This is a genomic window from Streptomyces polyasparticus (assembly GCF_014493765.1).
Lineage (GTDB): Bacteria > Actinomycetota > Actinomycetes > Streptomycetales > Streptomycetaceae > Streptomyces > Streptomyces polyasparticus.
On sequence record NZ_JACTVJ010000019.1, the window covers coordinates 89,513 to 106,196 of the forward strand.

Below are 16,684 nucleotides of genomic sequence, written 5' to 3' on the forward strand. Positions count from 1 at the left end.
GGCGCATGGAGATCAACAGACGGCTGGGGGTCCGGGTGACGGCACCCCTCGCGCTCGCCCTCCTTGTCATGGCCGGATGCACGGGCTCACCGGACACACCGGCGAAGCCGGGCGACGACGCGCCCTCGACGTCCGGGAAGCCGTCCTCGGCCGTCGCCCGCATATGCGCCAATCCCGCACCCGGCCCGGCCGAGGCGCCGAAGGGTGCCGTCGTCGTCGACCCCGGCGTGGTCGGGGACCTCGCGGCGAAGACCGAGAAGAGCCCGCCGAACACCACGTTCTGGCTGCGCCCCGGCACACACACCCTCGAACCCGACCGCTATGCCCAGGTCTTCCCCAAGAAGGGAAACCGCTACATCGGCGCCCCCGGCGCGATCGTCGACGGCCGCAGGGTCAACCAGTACGCGTTCAGCGGCGAGGCACCCGATGTCACCCTCAGCCATCTGACCGTGCGGGGATTCGTCCCGCCGCACGACCAGGGCGTGGTGAACCACGACTCGGCCGACGGCTGGGTGATCGAGCACAACACGATCAAGGAGAACGACGGCGCGGGCCTGATGGCCGGTGCGCACCAGGTGGTCCGCGCCAACTGCCTGCGCGAGAACGGTCAGTACGGCATGAACGCGTACAAGTCCGGTGACTCCATCAAGGACCTGGTCGTCGAGGGCAACGAGATCACGGGCAACAACACCGCCGACTGGGAGCGCAAGAAGCCGGGCTGCGGCTGCACCGGGGGCATCAAGTTCTGGGCGGTCGACGGAGCCGACATCCGCGGCAACTGGGTGCACGGCAACCGGGGGACCGGCCTGTGGGCGGACACCAACAACAACGACTTCCGTATCGAAGGCAATGTCATCGACGGCAACGACGGTGCCGCGCTGATCTACGAGACCAGCTACAACGCGGTCATCCGCGACAACACGATCCGCCGCAACAACTGGGTCGAGGGCCGCAGAGGCGCCGACCGCGACGACAACTTCCCGTTCGCCACCGTGTACTTGTCCGAGTCCGGCGGCGAACCGCGGATCAAGGCCCGTACGGACCGGCTCGAGGTCTACCGGAACGTCCTGGAGAACAACTGGTCCGGGATCACCCTGTGGGAGAACGCCGACCGGTTCTGCAACAGCCCAGCCAACACCTCCTCCGGCGACTGCACCCTGCTCGTACGGAAGGTCGACCGCTGCGCGCAGCCCGCGATCGCCAAGCCTCCGCTGTACGAGGACTGCCGCTGGAAGACCCAGCGCGTGGACATCCACGGCAACGAGTTCGTGCTCGACCCGGCCGTCGTCAAGTGCAAGAAGGCGCTGTGCGGCCGGATGGCGGTGCTCGCCAACTACGGCACGTACCCCGACTGGTCGCCGTACAAGGGCGACTCGGTGGCCCAGGCGATCACGCTGCGGCAGGACAACCGCTGGTACGACAACGTCTACCGCGGACCGTGGACCTTCACCGCCCACGACCCCAGCCGGACGCTCACCGTCAAGCAGTGGCAGGGCACGACCTACCGGCAGGACCAGGGCAGCACCTTCCGGCCGCGGGCGGGTGGTTGAGATGCACAGCGAGTCGGGCACGCCGAAGCTCGTCGGAGTGGCCTGGGGGCTGCTGATCCTCAACACCCTCGGTTCCGCAGGGGCGCAGACCATCATTCCGCTGCCCCGCTCGCTCATCCAGATGGTCACCATGGGCGCGCTGGTGATGGCCTTCGCGCTGGCGGTCGCGGTCAATCCGCGGCTGCGGATCCGGCCGAGCGCCCTGCTGCTCCTGCTCACCCTGCTTCTCGTGCCGAGCGTGATCGCCAGCGCGCACCTGGAGGCCGGGTTCGGCGCGCTGTTCCGCTGCGGGCGCTTCGCGCTGTTCGTCGCCACGCTGTGGCTGCTCAGCCGCTGGTGGGACGGCGGCCTGACCTTCGTGCGCAGCCATATCCGGATGTACTTCGCGGTGCTCGGCTCGGTGGCCGCCGGTCTGCTGCTCTCGCCCGGCGCGGCGCTGCCCGACCTGTACGGGGGCCGCCTGGTCGGCGCGCTGTGGCCGCTCACCCCGCCGCAGATCGGCCAGTACGCCGCGGTCATCATCGGGCTCACGGTGCTGCTGCTCATGGGCCGGCGCACCGACAAGGCGAGTGCGGCGGTGATCATCGTGCCGTCCCTGCTGCTGCTCGCCCTGACGCACACCAGGACGGCCACGATCGGGCTGCTCGTCGGCCTGCTGGTGGCGATCGGCTCGCTGGTCATGACCAGCGCCGCCGCCCGCCGGTTCTTCGCCTGGGCGGTCCTGGTCGCCGCGGTGGCCGCCGTCGGATTCGGGTCCCTGCTGCAGGCGTGGTTCCTGCGCGGCCAGACCCAGGAGTACTTCACCAGTCTCACCGGCCGCGCGAAGGTCTGGGACGCCCTGCTCGCGGCGCCCCGCACGACCTCGGAGCAGCTGTTCGGAGTGGGCCTGGGCGACAAGTCGTACGGCGGCCTGCCGATCGACAACAGCTGGCTCGCCGTCTACCACGAGCAGGGTCTGACCGGGATCGTCCTGGTGTCGGCGTTCATCGCCGTCCTCGGCGGTGTGGCCCTGCTGCGGCCGCCGTCCCTGTCCAGGGCCTGCGCCCTCTTCCTCATCAGCTACTGCGCGATCGCCTCGTACACGGAAGCGGGCCTGGGCGACGCCTCGCCCTATCTGCTCCATCTGGCGCTGGCCGCCTCGCTGTTGGCGACGCCGCACGAGACCCCGGCCGCGATCCCCCCGGTCGACATCCCCAGGCGGCGCGTCCCGCGCTGGGCCCGCGGTACGGAGGTGAGGTGAGCATGCACATCCTCGTGGTGCACAACCGCTATGCGTCGGCGCAGCCGAGCGGTGAGAACAAGGTCGTCGACCAGGAGGTGGCGCTCCTTCGCGAGGCCGGCCACCGGGTCGACCTGTTCGAACGCCGCAGCGACGACATCGGCGCGCTTTCGCTGCCCGGCAAGGTGGCCGTGCCGCTCCTCGTGCCGTGGAACCCCGGTGTCCGCAAGGAACTCGCCGCGCGCCTGCGGGCCGAGCGGCCGGACGTCGTGCATATCCACAACGTCTTCCCGCTCCTGTCGCCCGCGGTCATCGCCGCCTGCGCCGACGCGGGCGTGCCCGCCGTCGCGACCCTGCACAACTACACCCAGGTCTGCGTACCCGGCACTCTGCAGCGCGCGGGCCGGCCCTGCACCGAGTGCGTCGGCTCCTCGCCGCTGCCGGCCGTCCGGCACGGCTGCTACCGCGACTCGCGCCTCGCGACCGTGCCGCTCGCGGTCAGCATGGCGGTCAACCGGCGGCGCTGGTGGACCGGCGTCGAGCGGTTCTTCTGCATCTCCGCGGCGCAGCGCGATGTGCTCGTACGGGCCGGTGTGCCGCGCCAACTCGTGGTCGTGAAGCATAACTTCGTGCCCGACCCGGGGGTCGTCCGCACCGGCGACGGCGAGCACCTGCTCTACCTCGGGCGGCTCGCCGAGGCCAAGGGCGTACGGCTGCTCATGGCCGCCTGGGACGAGATCGCCGCGGTCGGCGGGGTGGGCGTACCGCTGGTGATCGCCGGGACCGGGCCCCTGGAACGCGAGGTGCGCGCGTGGGCCGAGGGTCGCGACGACGTCCGCTACGCGGGTCTGTACGACACGGAGCAGTGCCGCAGCGCCCTCGCGCGGGCCGTCGCCGTGGTGGCGCCGTCGACCTGGCTGGAGGCCTTCGGCCTGGTGGTCGTGGAGGCGATGGCGGCCGGGGTGCCGGCCGTCGCGGCAGGTCACGGCGCGTTCGCTGAACTGGTCGAGGACGGGGAGACCGGGCTGCTCCACCGCCCCGGCGACGCCGCCTCGCTCGCGTCCTGCCTGCGCCGGATCACGGCCGATCCGGTCCGCAACGCGGAGCTGGGCCAGGCGGCCCGGCGCCGCTACGAAAAGGGCTTCAGCCCGTCCGTCGGGCTCGAGCGCCTGACGGACGAATACCGCACCGTCACACAGGTCACACATGGGGGGCAGTAGATGACACGATGCCGACTCTGCAGCTCGGCGGCGCTCGCGAGCGTCGTCGATCTCGGGGCGACTCCGCCCTGCGAGAGCTTCCTCGCCGCGGATCAACTGGACCTGCCGGAGCCCGCGTTCCCGCTGCACCTGCGAGTCTGCACGGAGTGCTGGCTGGCACAGATCCCGCCGCTGATCACCCCCGAGGAGACCTTCAAGGAGTACGCGTACTTCTCGTCGTACTCGACCTCCTGGGTGGAGCACGCGCGCGCCTTCGTCGCGGACGCCGTGCAGCGGGTGGGGATGCCCGAGGACGGCTTCGTCGTCGAAGTCGCCAGCAACGACGGCTATTTGCTGCGGCATGTGGTGGACCGGGGGATCCGCTGCCTGGGCATCGAACCGTCGGTCAACGTCGGCGCCGCGGCCCGCGAGGCGGGCGTGCCCACGCTCACCGAGTTCCTCAGCCCGGAGACGGGGGCGGCCGTCCGAGCGGAGCACGGGCCCGCCCAACTGGTCGTCGCCAACAACGTGTACGCGCACATCCCCGACGTCATCGGCTTCTCCCAGGGCCTGCGCGCCCTGGTCGCCGACGACGGCTGGGTCTCCATCGAGGTGCAGCATCTGCTGACCCTGATCGAGGAGAACCAGTACGACACGATCTACCACGAGCACTTCCAGTACTACACGGTCGCCTCCGCGATCCGGGCCCTCGCCAGCGGCGGACTGGCCCTCGTGGACGTCGAGTTGCTGCCGACGCACGGCGGCTCCATCCGGCTGTGGGCCCGGCCCGCGGAAGCCGCCGGTGAACCGAGCCGCCGCGTGGCCGACGTACTGGACCGGGAGAAGGCCGCCGGACTGCAGGAGCTGTCCGGGTACACCCAGTTCTCCTCCCGCGTGGCCAAGGTCCGCCGCGACCTCCTCAAGTTCCTGATCGAAGCGGCCGAACGCGGCGAGACCGTCGTCGGCTACGGCGCCCCGGGCAAGGGCAACACCCTGCTCAACCACTGCGGCATCCGGCCCGACCTGCTCGCGTACACGGTCGACCGGAACCCGTACAAGCACGGCAGGTTTACCCCCGGCACCCGGATCCCGATCCTGGCGCCCGAGCAGATCGCCGCCGACCGGCCCGACTACGTGCTCGTCCTGCCGTGGAACCTGCGCACCGAACTGGCCGAGCAGCTGTCCTACGTCCACGAGTGGGGCGGCCGCCTGGTCTTCCCCATCCCGGAACTGAGCATCGTCGATGCCGAGTCCTGACACCGATCGCAGCATGAAGGAGGTCGCAGCATGAAGGTCGTTCTGTTCTGCGGCGGTTACGGGATGCGGATGCGCAGCGGAGCCGCCGACGACATACCCAAGCCCATGGCGATGGTCGGTCCGCGCCCCCTCATCTGGCATGTCATGCGCTACTACGCGCACTTCGGGCACAAGGAGTTCATCCTCTGCCTCGGCTACGGAGCCCACCACATCAAGGACTTCTTCCTCCATTACGAGGAGACGACGTCCAACGACTTCGTGCTGCGCGGCGGGCAGACCGAGCTGCTCTCCACCGATATCGCCGACTGGACGATCACCTTCGCCCAGACCGGCGTCGAGTCCCCGATCGGGGAGCGCCTGCGCCGGGTGCGCCACCACCTCGACGGCGACGAGATGTTCCTCGCCAACTACGCCGACGTCCTCACCGACGCCCCGCTGCCGCAGATGATCGACTCGTTCTCGCGGCGCGACGCCGGTGCCTCGATGATGGTCGTGCCGCCGCAGTCCTCGTTCCACTGCGTCGACCTGGGCGAGGACGGCCTGGTGGGCGGCATCACCGCCGTCAGCGAACTGCCGCTGTGGGAGAACGGCGGCTACTTCGTGCTCCGCCAAGAGGTCTTCGACCACATCCCCGAAGGCGGCGACCTCGTCGCCGACGGCTGCGCCCAACTCGCGAAGCGGGGAAGGCTCGTGGCGCACCAGCACCGTGGCTTCTGGAAGCCCACCGACACCGTGAAGGAACGGGCCGCGCTCGACGCCGCCTACGCGCGTGGCGAGCGGCCCTGGGCCCTGTGGGAACGGGACACCGCGCAGGTGAGCGCATGATCCGCCTCGGGTCCGGGTCCCGTATGGAACGGATCGTCGCGGTGGGCGCCCACTGCGACGACATCGCCATCGGCGCCGGCGGCACCCTCCTGACCCTGTGCCGCGCCCACCCGGGCATCCGCGTGGACGCCCTGGTGCTCTCCGGCGGCGGCAGCGAACGCGAGCAGGAGGAGCGGGCCGCGCTCGAAGCGTTCTGCCCCGGCGCCGAACTGCGCCTGAACATCCTCAAGTTGCCCGACGGGCGGATGCCCGCCCACTGGGAGGAGGCGAAGGCCGCCGTCGAGGAGCTGCGCGAGCAGACCGACCCCGAGCTCGTCCTCGCACCCCGCACGGACGACGCACACCAGGACCACCGCGGCCTGGCGCAGCTGATGACCACCGCCTTCCGCGACCACCTCGTGCTCGGCTACGAGATCGCCAAATGGGACGGCGACCTCGGCCGCCCGGTGGCGTACCAGCCGCTGACCGCGCTGACCGCCGAGGAGAAGGTGCGGCTCCTGCACGAGCACTACCCCTCGCAGCTGCACCGGTCCTGGTTCGACCGCGAGGCCTTTCTCGGGCTCGCCCGGATCCGCGGCATCGAATGCCATACGCGCTACGCCGAGGCCTTCGCCGTCACCAAACTCACGCTCGACCTGGGCGCCGCTTCCACTCTGGGGGACTGAACCTTGCGCGTACTGCTCACCGGACACCAGGGCTACCTGGGCACCGTGATGGCCCCGGTGCTCACCGCCGCCGGACACGACGTGGTCGGCCTCGACTCCGGCCTGTTCGCCGACTGCGTCCTCGGCCCGCCGCCCGCGGACCTCACGGGCCACCGCGTCGACCTGCGCGACCTCACCGCCGAACACGTCGCAGGCGTGGACGCCGTGATCCACCTGGCCGCACTCTCCAACGACCCCCTCGGCTCCCTCGCGCCCGAACTCACCTACGACATCAACCACCACGCGTCCGTACGCCTCGCTCAGCTGGCCCGCGACGCCGGAGCGAGCCGCTTCCTGTACGCGTCCACCTGCTCGGTCTACGGAGCCGCGGGCGGCGAGGACCTGGTGGGCGAGGACGCACCCCTGCGCCCCGTCACCCCCTACGCCGAGTCCAAGGTCCGCGTCGAGGACGACCTGCACGCACTCGCCGACGACGACTTCAGCCCCGTCTACCTGCGCAACGCCACCGCCTTCGGCTACTCGCCCCGGCTGCGCGCCGACATCGTGCTCAACAACCTCGTGGGCCACGCACTCCTGTCCGGCGAGGTGCTCGTCCTCTCCGACGGCACACCCTGGCGTCCCCTCGTGCACGCCGCCGACATCGCCCGCGCCTTCACGGCCGCGCTCACCGCGCCTCGAGAAGCCGTGCACGACCGGGCGTTCAACATCGGCAGCGAGATCAACAACGTCACCGTCGCCGAGATCGCCGAACAGGTCGCCGCGGCCGTACCCGGTTCCAAGGTCGTCATCACCGGTGAGAACGGCGCCGACCCGCGCTCGTACCGCGTGGACTTCTCCCGCTTCCGCGCCGCGATCCCCGGCTTCGACTGCGAGTGGACCGTGAAGCAGGGAGCCGTCGAACTCGCCGACGCCTACCGCGAGTTCGGCCTCACCCGCGAGGACTTCGACCAGCGCTTCACGCGCCTCGCCGTGCTGCGCGCCGCCTCCGAAGCGGGCACGGTCGACGACACCCTGCGGCGGCGCCGATGACCGGATCGGGCCTCGGCCGGGAGATGTACGCCCTGGTGGAGCGGCTGTACCCGCTCTGCCGGAGCATCACGGGCGACGGCGTACGGGCCACCTTGGACATCGTCGGCGAGTACGTGCCGCTGGAGATCCACGAGGTGCCGACCGGGACCCAGGTCCTGGACTGGACGGTGCCGCAGGAGTGGAACATCCGCGACGCGTACATCGCCGACGCCACCGGCCGCCGCGTCGTCGACTTCGCCGCGTCGAGCCTGCACGTGCTCGGCTACAGCGTGCCCGTCGCGGCCACCATGCCCCTGGCCGAGCTCCGCCCGCATCTGCACACCCTGCCCGACCACCCCGACTGGGTTCCGTACCGCACCAGTTACTACCGTCCGACCTGGGGATTCTGTCTCTCCCAGAACACCCTGGACGCCCTGCCCGAAGGCGACTACGAGGTCCGCATCGACTCCACCCTCGCCGACGGGCACCTCACCTACGCCGAGCACGTCGTCCCGGGTGAGGTCCCGGACGAGGTGATCGTCTCCAGCCACGTCTGCCACCCGTCGCTCGCCAACGACAACCTCGCCGGCATCGCGGTCGCCACCCACCTGGCCCGCGCCCTGGCCGAGCAGAACCCGTACTACACCTACCGGTTCATCTACGCGCCCGGCACCATCGGCGCCCTCACCTGGCTGGCCCGCAACGCGGACCGCATCGACCGGATCAAGCACGGGCTCGTCCTCGCCTGCGCCGGCGACCCCGGACAGCTCACGTACAAGAAGAGCCGGCGCGGCGACGCGGAGATCGACCGCGTCATGCGCCACGTCCTCGCGGCATCCGAACGACCGCACCACATCAAGGAGTTCACCCCCTACGGCTACGACGAACGGCAGTACTGCTCACCCGGTTTCGACCTCGGCGTGGGCTCGCTCAGCCGCACCCCGTACGCCGGCTACCCCGAGTACCACACCTCGGCCGACAACCTCGACTTCGTCTCGCCCGACGCCATGGCCGACACCCTCGCCCTGTGCCGCGAGGCCTTCGCCCTGCTCGACCGCAACCGCAGCTACCTCAACCTCAGCCCGTACGGCGAACCGCAGCTGGGCAGACGCGGCCTCTACGACGCACTCGGCGGACGCAGCGACACCCAGGAGGCCCAGCTGGCGATGCTCTGGGTGCTCAGCCTCTCCGACGGCAAGCACAGCCTCCTCGACGTGGCCGAACGGGCGGACCTGCCGTTCGACACGGTCGCCCTCGCGGCCCGCGCCCTGCGCGACGCCGGACTGATCAAGGCATGACGCCGATGGCCACCGAGGGACAGAAGACGGTGACGGCCTCCATGGCCGGGGCCCGGCACGCCCGGCCCACCGCCGCGCGGGCCGTACTGGGCCGGCTGTCCTGGGGGCTCGCCGACCAGGCGGCCTCCAGCCTCACCAACTTCGCCGTGGGCATCTATGTGGCCCGCTCCCTCGGCCTGGTCGCCTTCGGTGTATTCGGCCTGGTCTGGGTGACGTACGGGGTCGTGCTCAACGTCTCCCGCGGACTGGCCACCGACCCGCTCGTCGTGCGCTTCAGCGGCGTCACGGACGCCGCTTGGCGCGGCGCCGTGGCCCGCTCCTCCGGTACGGCGCTCTGCGTCGGCGGCGCGATCGGCGCGCTCTGCCTGAGCGTCGGCCTGGCGGTCGGCGGCCGTGTGGGACCCCCCTTCGCCTGCCTCGGCGTCATGCTCCCGGCGCTGCTGCTCCAGGACGCCTGGCGCTACTCGTTCTTCGCCGCGGGCAAGGGACGCAAGGCCTTCGTCAACGACCTCGTCTGGGGCATCGGCCTCATCCCCGCCATGGTGCTCGCCGCCCGCGTCGGCACCGTCGCCGCCTTCGTGCTCGCCTGGGGCGCGTCCGCCGCCGTCGCCGCCGTCTACGGCTGCTTCCAGTCCGGCATCCTGCCCCGCCCGACCGGAGCCCGCGGCTGGCTCAAGGACCAGCGCGACCTCGGCTACCGCTTCCTCGTCGAGAACGTCAGCCTCAGCGGCGCCGTCCAGCTGCGCGCGTACGGACTCGGCGTCATCGTCGGCGTCGGCGCGGTGGGCGTGATCCGCGGCGCCGAACTGCTCCTCGGCCCGTTCCTCGCCCTGCTCATGGGCCTGTCCCTGGTCACCGTCGCCGAGGCGGCCCGGGTCCTGCGCCAGGCCTCCCACCGCCTCGCCAAGTTCTGCCTGCTGCTCAGCCTCGGCCAGGCCGCCGCCGCACTCCTGTGGGGCGGCGCCCTGCTCCTGCTCCCGGACCGGGCCGGCGAACTGGTCCTCGGTGACGTCTGGAGCGCCGCATCGGCGCTCATCGTGCCGGTCACGCTCGGCGTCGTCGGCTCCGGCCTCGGCACCGGCGCCGCGTCCGGGCTGCGCGCACTCGGCGCCGCCCGGCGCAGCCTGCGCTGCCAACTGTTCGCCTCCGCCTGCTACATCGGCGCCGGCCTCGGCGGCGCGGCCGTGGCCGGAACGGCCGGCTCGGCCTGGGGAGTCGCCGCCGCCACGGTCTCCAGCTCGGCCGTGTGGTGGCTCCAACTCCGCGCCGCTCTGAACGAGCACCACCAACCCCCCAATGAAGCGAGTGAAGCGAGGACACCATGACCGACCATCCCCGGCTGAGCATCGGGCTGCCCGTGTACAACGGGGAGGAGTATCTGCCCGAAGCCCTCGACGCCCTGCTCGGGCAGACCTACGAGGACTTCGAGCTCGTCATCTCCGACAACGCCTCGACCGACCGGACCCAGGAGATCTGCGACAAGTACGCCGCGCGCGATCCCCGTATCCGGTACATCCGGCTGCCACGGAACATAGGTGCCGCGCCGAACCACAACTACGTGTTCACCGAATGCCGCGGCGAACTCTTCAAATGGGCCTCGCACGACGACCTGTACGCCCGGGATCTCCTCCAGCGCTGCGTCGAGGCGCTCGACGAGCGGCCGGACGTGGTACTCGCCCACTCCGGGCAGGCGGTCATCGACGAGGACGGCAAGGTGAAGGTCCCGTACGACTACGGGCTCGCCACCGACTCGCCGTCCGCGCCCGAGCGGTTCCGCAGCATGCTGTTCGAACCCGGCGGCGACGACTTCTACGGGGTGATGCGCGCCGACGTGCTGCGCAAGGTGAAGCCGCACGACAGCTACCACCACGCGGACCGCACGTTCGTCGCCGAGATCACCCTGCACGGGCCCTTCCACCAGGTGCCCGAGCTGCTCTACTTCCGCCGCGACCACCCCACGCGCGCCGAGCGCGCGAACCCGTCGAAGCGCTCACGCTGCGTCAACCTCGACCCGCGGCGCGCCGGAACGCTGCACCCGACGCCCCGGCTGCTCGCCGAGTACGTGTGGGGTTTCGCGTCGGCGATCCGCCGGGCGCCGCTGTCGCGGGCCGAACGGCGGGCGTGCTACCGGCACTTGGCCACGTGGCTGGCCAGCCGGGTCCGGCCGGGCGCCGGCGAGCGGGTCGAGGACCGTACGGTCGACCCGGCGCTGCTCACCGTGTCGGTGGACGCCCTGGTCGCCGGGCGTGAGGGCAGGCGGGCGTGAGGGCCCCGCGGGTCGGGGTGTTCGGTCTCCTCGGCTCAGGCAACCTTGGCAACGACGGCTCGCTCGAGGCCGTGCTCGGCTACCTGCGCGCCGAGCATCCGGGGGCCGCGGTCGATGCGCTGTGCGGCGGACCGGAGATCGTCAAGTCCCGGTACGGGATTCCCGCCACCCGGCTGCACTGGTACAGCGGCGAGTACCGGACCGCCTCACGGGCGGGTGCGATCGCGGCGAAGGGCCTGGGGAAGCTGGTCGACGTCTTCCGGACCGCGGCCTGGGTGCGTCGGCACGATGTGGTGATCGTGCCGGGGATGGGTGTCCTGGAGGCCACGCTGCCGCTGCGGCCCTGGGGGTTCCCGTACTCCCTGTTCCTGCTCTGCGGCACGGGCCGCCTGCTGCGTACGCGGGTCGCCCTGGTCGGTGTCGGCGCCGACGTGATCCGCGACCGTCCCACGCGGGCGCTGATCCGCTGGTCGGCACGGCTGGCCGCGCACCGTTCGTACCGCGACACGCTGTCCCGTGACGCGATGCGCACGATGGGGGTGGACACCGCACGCGACCAGGTCTGTCCGGATCTCGCCTTCGCCCTGCCGACCCCCGCGGCGAGCGGGCCATCGGACGGCGCGGGCCTGGTGTGCGTCGGCGTCATGGACTTCCACGGCAGCAACGACGACCGCGCCAGGGCCGAGGAGATCCACCGGCGTTATCTCGACGGGACCACCCGCTTCGTCCGCGCCCTCGTGGCGGACGGCCGGCCGGTCCGGCTGCTCACCGGCGACTCCTGCGACGCGCCGGTCGTGGCCTCGATCATCGAAGCGGTGGACTCACCGCTGGTCACCGCGTCCGTGGCGGGCTCGCTCGAGGACCTGATGAAGGAGACGGCGGCCGCCGACGCGGTGGTGGCGACCCGCTATCACAACCTGGTCTGCGCCCTGAAGACCGGAACGCCGACGCTCGCGCTGAGTTATGCGGCCAAGAGTGATGCGCTCATGGAGCGGATGGGGCTCGGCGCGTACTGCCACCCGGCCCGTGAGGTCGACGCCGACCGGCTGCTCGAACAGTTCCGTGAGCTGGAGAAACAGGCGGGGGAGCTGCGGCAGGTGCTCGCCGAGCGAAATCTCGCGGCGCAGGCCCAACTCGAGGACCAGTTCGCGGCGTTGACCAGGACATTGTTCAAGAAGGCCGTAGGGAAGACCGCATCGCAGGAGGTCTCATGAAGGCGATCGAAGTCGCGGCCGTCGCCGGGGTTCACCTGTTCGAGTCCACGCCGTACGCGGATGAACGAGGCTTCTTCTGCCGTACGTTCGACGCGGACGTGGTCCGTTCGGTGGGCCTCGACCCGGACGCGTTCGTCCAGGACAGCCTGTCCCGCTCGGTCCGCGGTGTGCTGCGGGGGCTGCATCTGCGTTCGGGCGCGGGCGAGGCCAAGCTGGTGCGCTGCTCGTACGGGAGGATCTTCGACGTCGTCGTGGATCTGCGGCCCGAGTCGCCCACGTATCTGAGCCGGGGCATCTTCGAACTCTCCGACGACACCCAGACCACCCTGTACATCCCGGCCGGCTGCGCGCACGGCTTCCAGGCGCTGAGCGAGATCGCCGATGTCTCGTACCGGATCGACCGGCCGCACGATCCCTCCGAGGACGTGACGATCGCCTACGACGATCCGGAGCTCGCGATCCCCTGGCCGTTGCCGGTCAGCTCGATGTCCGAACGCGACCGGCAGGCGCCGAGCCTGGCCGAGGTCCTGAAGAACGTCCTGTCGCACCCCATCCCGTCGCACAACGTCCCGCCGCACGAAGAGAGTTGAGAGCACCGTGGACACGGAAAAGCCCTCCCTGCCCCGCTCGCGGCAGGCCAACGCACGGCTGCACGCCCTGATCCCCGGCGGCGCTCACACCTACGCCAAGGGCGAGGACCAGTACCCCGAGGACCTGGCCCCGGTGATCAGCCACGGCCGCGGCGCCCATGTGTGGGACGTCGACGGCAACCGCTACATCGAGTACGGCTCGGGGCTGCGCGCGGTCAGCCTCGGGCATGCCCATCCACGGGTGACGGAGGCCGCGCGGCGGGAACTCGACCGTGGCGCCAACTTCGCCCGGCCGTCGGTCATCGAGGTGGAGGCCGCGGAACGCTTCCTCGCCACGGTGCCGACCGCCGAGATGGTGAAGTTCGCCAAGAACGGCTCCGACGTCACCACCGCCGCGGTACGTCTCGCCCGGGCCGTCACGGGGCGGGCGCGGGTGGCGCTCTGTGGCGACCATCCGTTCTTCTCGGTCGACGACTGGTTCATCGGTACGACGCCGATGGCGGCCGGCATCCCGGCGTCGACCTCCGAGCTCACCGTGGCGTTCCCGTATGGGGACTTGGCGGCCACTGAGGAGCTGCTGCTGCGGTATGAGGGCGAGATCGCCTGCCTGATCCTGGAGCCGGCTGGCCACGCCGAGCCTCCGCCCGGCTATCTGGAGGGCCTGCGCGCCCTGGCCGACCGGCACGGCTGCCTGTTGGTCTTCGACGAGATGATTACCGGATTCCGCTGGTCGGAGGCGGGCGCCCAGGGTTTGTACGGGGTCGTGCCAGACCTCTCCACCTTCGGCAAGGCGCTCGGCAACGGCTTCGCCGTCTCCGCGCTCGCCGGGCGCCGCGAGCTGATGGAGTGGGGCGGGCTGCGGCACTCCGGCGACCGGGTGTTCCTGCTGTCGACCACGCATGGCGCGGAAACGCACTCCCTGGCAGCCGCGATGGCCGTGCAGACGACGTACGCGGAGGAAGGGGTCACCGCTCAACTGCACGCACTGGGGGAGCGGTTGGCGGCCGGGGTACGGGCGGCGGCCGACGGCATGGGCGTCGGGGACCATGTCCTCGTCCGGGGCCGGGCCAGCAATCTGGTGTTCGCCACGCTCGACGAGCACGGCCGGCCGTCCCAGGAGTACCGCACCCTGTTCCTGCGCCGGCTCCTGACCGGCGGTGTGCTCGCGCCGTCGTTCGTGGTGAGCAGCGCGCTGAGCGAGGCCGACATCGACCGGACCGTGGAGGTGGTCGGCCAGGCATGTGCCGTCTACCGCAAGGCACTTGACGCAGGCGATCCCGCGCCGTGGATGGGCGGCCGGGCGGTGAAGCCCGTGTTCCGGCAGCGGGTGTGACGCCCCTGCCCGTCGGAGGGTGTGACGTCAACGAGGCGGCCGCAGCAGGTAGCCGGAGATCCGGTCCACCAGCCAAGCGGTCGCCGGCACCACCGCGAGCGCGGTGCACCAGCCGCCGAGCACATCGGTCGGGTAGTGGGCGCCGAGCGCGACCTGCGCCCAGCCCATCGCCGCGCCGACGACCAGCGCCACCGCGAGGACGAGCGACAGTCCGGCCGCCCTGCCGAGCCCCAGGAGGGCGGCCGCGACCAGCGTCACCGCGAGAGCGACCGCGGTGACGAAGGCGGTGTGGCCGCTCGGATAGGACAGATTGCCCGGGCCGTGAATGGTGCGCCCCACAAGGGACTTGAGCACCGTGCACGTCACCACGGTCAGTCCCGCGCCGCCGACGACGAGCACGGCCGCGCGCGGGCGCCGCAGCACCAGGCAGACCCCGACGGCGGCCAGGGCGAGGAGCGCGGCTCCGACGGGTTCGCCCAGGAAGTCCGTGGCCAGGGCGACATCGCGCCAGGCCCCTCGCACGCTGTCCTCCGTCGGCGCGATCAGCCATCGGTCCACCCGGCCGGGATCGCCCTCGCCGGCGAACAGCACACCGAGCGCCACGACGGTCACCGCGGCGACCGTCGCGATCAGCCCGAGCCCTGCGCGCAGGACTGCGGGCGCCGAAGGGCCGCCGTCCACGCCGGCACGACGTGCGGTATCCAACACGAGCCCCCCGTTGCCCCTGTGCACCCCAACTCGACCATGTGGAAGGCGAGTTGGCCGGTCCCCTCGTCACCCTAACCAGCGGGCGCGTACACCGAGGGGCTTTTCTTGCCCTACGTCACGTTTCTTCCGTCACGCGGGCCCATCGCCCCGGCCGAGCGCCTGGAGCATCTCGCGTACGGTGCCGTACTTCCGGTCGGCGGGGAGCTGGCCGGCGATGTCGATGAGCCGGTCCGGCGCATGCGTCTCGCGCAGCATGCCGACGACCTGCCCGCGGTCGGCGGGGAAGACGCTGCGCCCCAGATGCTGGGCCAGCTCGGTGCGCAGCTCCACGTCCTCGGGGGTCATCCCCGGCGGGGTGGAACCCCTGGTCTCCGTATGCGGAGACCGGTCCGTGCGCGGCTGGTCCTCGCCGGACGGCTGGAGGTCGAACTCCTCCCAGGCCCGCGTGGAGTGCCCGCCCTTGAGCTCGCCCTGCATCCGCTTCTTGATCTCGTCGTCGCGCAGCGGTCCTGTCTTGTTGCGTCCGTGCTCGCTCATGATTCACCTCAGCATTGCCAGTCGGTGCGCTCGCCGGGTAGCCAGGTCCGGTGCTCCTGAAACGGGCGGGATCTCAGGGGCGGCGCTGCGCCCTTCGGTGCATCTGCGTCATCAGGTCGCGGGCCGTCTCGACGGCGATGTCGACGGCCCGCGTCACCAGGGGCGACCGGTCGCGCCCGGCCGGCCAGTACAGGTACCAGGTGGTGGCCGGCGAGGGGCGCAGCGGATGGACGGTGAGCCGTTCGTCGGACCAGACGTCGGACCGGTGCAGGGCGAGCGCGGGCATCACCGCCGAGCCGATGCCCGCCCGCACCATGGAGAGAACGGCCTCGTGGCCGCCGGTGCGGAAGACGATCCGCGGCCGCGCGCCGCCCTCGGCGAGGGCGCGCTCGAGCCGCTTCTGGTGCGGGGTGGGAGGCCAGGCGACCAGCGGAGTCTCATCGAGCCGCTTCACCGGCACCGGGCCCGCGGGAAAGGTCCCGGCCGCGGCCACCAGGAGATACGGCTCTTCGAGCAGCTCGATGTGTTCGACGTCGCCCGCGATCCGGTCGTAGTGGAACAAGAGGTCCCGCCGGTCGGCCCCTGGGTCGGCCGGATCCACATCCGACAGGCGGATGTCGCAGCCGGGGTGCTCGTCGAGGAGCCGGCGTACGACGCCGGGCAGGATCAGGTTGGTCGCCGCCTGGAACGTGCCGATGTCGATCCGTCCGCCGCCCGCGCGGAAGCGGTCGACCGCGTCGCCCAACGCCTCGGCCTTCGCGAGCAGTTCGCGCCCGTGCGTCAGAACCACCTCGCCCAGTGCGGTGATCCGCACGGGCTTCGGGCCGCCGGGCCGGTCGAAGACGGCACCCCCGACGGCCTTCTCCAGCGCCGCGACCTGCTGGCTCACCGACGACTGGGTGTACCCGAGCCGGACGGCCGCCCGCCCGAACGTGCCCTCCTCGGCGATCGCGGCCATGGTGCGCAGGTGGCGGAGCTCGACTTCGGTCATGGCCTCATAGTATTGGCACAGGCG

16 protein-coding genes are annotated in these 16,684 nt (G+C 71.3%); 13 read left to right on the forward strand and 3 right to left on the reverse strand.

Annotation, left to right across the window (positions count from 1 at the left end):
* Nucleotides 1–5: 5 nt before the first annotated feature.
* From H9Y04_RS33285 to H9Y04_RS33345, 13 genes are read left to right on the forward strand one after another with little or no spacing between them, the layout of a single operon-like run.
* A complete protein-coding gene (locus H9Y04_RS33285) occupies nucleotides 6–1,550 on the forward strand; it encodes a right-handed parallel beta-helix repeat-containing protein (protein ID WP_187817861.1) in 1,545 nt (514 codons plus the stop codon).
* A gap of 1 nt (nucleotide 1,551) precedes the next feature.
* On the forward strand, nucleotides 1,552–2,790 hold the full coding sequence (locus H9Y04_RS33290) for an O-antigen ligase family protein (RefSeq protein WP_187817862.1): 1,239 nt from the start codon (nucleotides 1,552–1,554) through the stop codon (nucleotides 2,788–2,790).
* 2 nt (nucleotides 2,791–2,792) lie between these two features.
* On the forward strand, nucleotides 2,793–3,989 hold the full coding sequence (locus tag H9Y04_RS33295) for a glycosyltransferase (protein WP_187818001.1): 1,197 nt from the start codon (nucleotides 2,793–2,795) through the stop codon (nucleotides 3,987–3,989).
* On the forward strand, nucleotides 3,990–5,225 hold the full coding sequence (locus H9Y04_RS33300) for a class I SAM-dependent methyltransferase (protein WP_187817863.1): 1,236 nt from the start codon (nucleotides 3,990–3,992) through the stop codon (nucleotides 5,223–5,225).
* 30 nt (nucleotides 5,226–5,255) lie between these two features.
* Nucleotides 5,256–6,050: a glycosyltransferase family protein gene (locus H9Y04_RS33305; protein WP_187817864.1), complete on the forward strand. Its 795-nt coding sequence runs from the start codon at nucleotides 5,256–5,258 to the stop codon at nucleotides 6,048–6,050.
* On the forward strand, nucleotides 6,047–6,715 hold the full coding sequence (locus tag H9Y04_RS33310) for a PIG-L deacetylase family protein (protein ID WP_187817865.1): 669 nt from the start codon (nucleotides 6,047–6,049) through the stop codon (nucleotides 6,713–6,715). Before H9Y04_RS33305 ends, H9Y04_RS33310 begins: the two co-directional genes overlap by 4 nt.
* A gap of 3 nt (nucleotides 6,716–6,718) precedes the next feature.
* Nucleotides 6,719–7,744, forward strand: coding sequence for an NAD-dependent epimerase/dehydratase family protein (locus H9Y04_RS33315; protein ID WP_187817866.1), 1,026 nt, complete (start codon nucleotides 6,719–6,721; stop codon nucleotides 7,742–7,744).
* The gene (locus H9Y04_RS33320) at nucleotides 7,741–9,021 is read left to right on the forward strand and encodes a DUF4910 domain-containing protein (protein WP_187817867.1); all 1,281 of its coding nucleotides are present in this window, start codon (nucleotides 7,741–7,743) and stop codon (nucleotides 9,019–9,021) included. The genes H9Y04_RS33315 and H9Y04_RS33320 overlap by 4 nt, the downstream gene beginning before the upstream one ends.
* Nucleotides 9,018–10,346 (forward strand): MATE family efflux transporter, encoded by a 1,329-nt coding sequence (locus H9Y04_RS33325; RefSeq protein WP_187817868.1) that lies wholly within the window; start codon nucleotides 9,018–9,020, stop codon nucleotides 10,344–10,346. The genes H9Y04_RS33320 and H9Y04_RS33325 overlap by 4 nt, the downstream gene beginning before the upstream one ends.
* Entirely contained in the window at nucleotides 10,343–11,287 is a 945-nt protein-coding gene (locus tag H9Y04_RS33330) for a glycosyltransferase family 2 protein (RefSeq protein WP_187817869.1), read from the forward strand. The genes H9Y04_RS33325 and H9Y04_RS33330 overlap by 4 nt, the downstream gene beginning before the upstream one ends.
* Nucleotides 11,284–12,501 (forward strand): polysaccharide pyruvyl transferase family protein, encoded by a 1,218-nt coding sequence (locus H9Y04_RS33335; RefSeq protein WP_187817870.1) that lies wholly within the window; start codon nucleotides 11,284–11,286, stop codon nucleotides 12,499–12,501. Before H9Y04_RS33330 ends, H9Y04_RS33335 begins: the two co-directional genes overlap by 4 nt.
* Nucleotides 12,498–13,091, forward strand: coding sequence for a dTDP-4-dehydrorhamnose 3,5-epimerase (gene rfbC / locus H9Y04_RS33340; RefSeq protein WP_187817871.1), 594 nt, complete (start codon nucleotides 12,498–12,500; stop codon nucleotides 13,089–13,091). The genes H9Y04_RS33335 and rfbC overlap by 4 nt, the downstream gene beginning before the upstream one ends.
* 7 nt (nucleotides 13,092–13,098) lie before the next feature.
* Nucleotides 13,099–14,424 carry a glutamate-1-semialdehyde 2,1-aminomutase gene (locus H9Y04_RS33345; protein WP_187817872.1) on the forward strand — a complete coding sequence of 442 codons (1,326 nt, stop codon included), beginning with the start codon at nucleotides 13,099–13,101 and terminating at the stop codon, nucleotides 14,422–14,424.
* Nucleotides 14,425–14,451: 27 nt separating this feature from the next.
* Here the strand turns inward: H9Y04_RS33345 and H9Y04_RS33350 are convergent, their stop codons facing one another.
* From H9Y04_RS33350 to H9Y04_RS33360, 3 genes are all read right to left on the reverse strand, one after another.
* A complete protein-coding gene (locus H9Y04_RS33350) occupies nucleotides 14,452–15,132 on the reverse strand; it encodes a phosphatase PAP2 family protein (RefSeq protein WP_308801413.1) in 681 nt (226 codons plus the stop codon).
* A gap of 129 nt (nucleotides 15,133–15,261) precedes the next feature.
* Nucleotides 15,262–15,669, reverse strand: a complete 408-nt coding sequence (locus H9Y04_RS33355) for a DUF2795 domain-containing protein (RefSeq protein ID WP_187817873.1) — start codon at nucleotides 15,667–15,669, stop codon at nucleotides 15,262–15,264.
* 73 nt (nucleotides 15,670–15,742) lie between these two features.
* On the reverse strand, nucleotides 15,743–16,660 hold the full coding sequence (locus tag H9Y04_RS33360; protein ID WP_187817874.1) for a LysR family transcriptional regulator: 918 nt from the start codon (nucleotides 16,658–16,660) through the stop codon (nucleotides 15,743–15,745).
* Between the last annotated feature and the right edge of the window lie 24 nt (nucleotides 16,661–16,684).

Excerpts from the sequence above, each read along its gene's own strand:
- H9Y04_RS33355 (WP_187817873.1), bottom strand. The coding sequence starts at position 15,669 with ATGAGCGAGCACGGACGCAACAAGACAGGACCGCTGCGCGACGACGAG.
- H9Y04_RS33295 (WP_187818001.1), top strand. The coding sequence starts at position 2,793 with ATGCACATCCTCGTGGTGCACAACCGCTATGCGTCGGCGCAGCCGAGC.
- H9Y04_RS33305 (WP_187817864.1), top strand. The coding sequence starts at position 5,256 with ATGAAGGTCGTTCTGTTCTGCGGCGGTTACGGGATGCGGATGCGCAGC.
- H9Y04_RS33290 (WP_187817862.1), top strand. The coding sequence starts at position 1,552 with ATGCACAGCGAGTCGGGCACGCCGAAGCTCGTCGGAGTGGCCTGGGGG.
- H9Y04_RS33300 (WP_187817863.1), top strand. The coding sequence starts at position 3,990 with ATGACACGATGCCGACTCTGCAGCTCGGCGGCGCTCGCGAGCGTCGTC.
- rfbC (WP_187817871.1), top strand. The coding sequence starts at position 12,498 with ATGAAGGCGATCGAAGTCGCGGCCGTCGCCGGGGTTCACCTGTTCGAG.
- H9Y04_RS33320 (WP_187817867.1), top strand. The coding sequence starts at position 7,741 with ATGACCGGATCGGGCCTCGGCCGGGAGATGTACGCCCTGGTGGAGCGG.
- H9Y04_RS33285 (WP_187817861.1), top strand. The coding sequence starts at position 6 with ATGGAGATCAACAGACGGCTGGGGGTCCGGGTGACGGCACCCCTCGCG.
- H9Y04_RS33360 (WP_187817874.1), bottom strand. The coding sequence starts at position 16,660 with ATGACCGAAGTCGAGCTCCGCCACCTGCGCACCATGGCCGCGATCGCC.
- H9Y04_RS33325 (WP_187817868.1), top strand. The coding sequence starts at position 9,018 with ATGACGCCGATGGCCACCGAGGGACAGAAGACGGTGACGGCCTCCATG.
- H9Y04_RS33310 (WP_187817865.1), top strand. The coding sequence starts at position 6,047 with ATGATCCGCCTCGGGTCCGGGTCCCGTATGGAACGGATCGTCGCGGTG.
- H9Y04_RS33330 (WP_187817869.1), top strand. The coding sequence starts at position 10,343 with ATGACCGACCATCCCCGGCTGAGCATCGGGCTGCCCGTGTACAACGGG.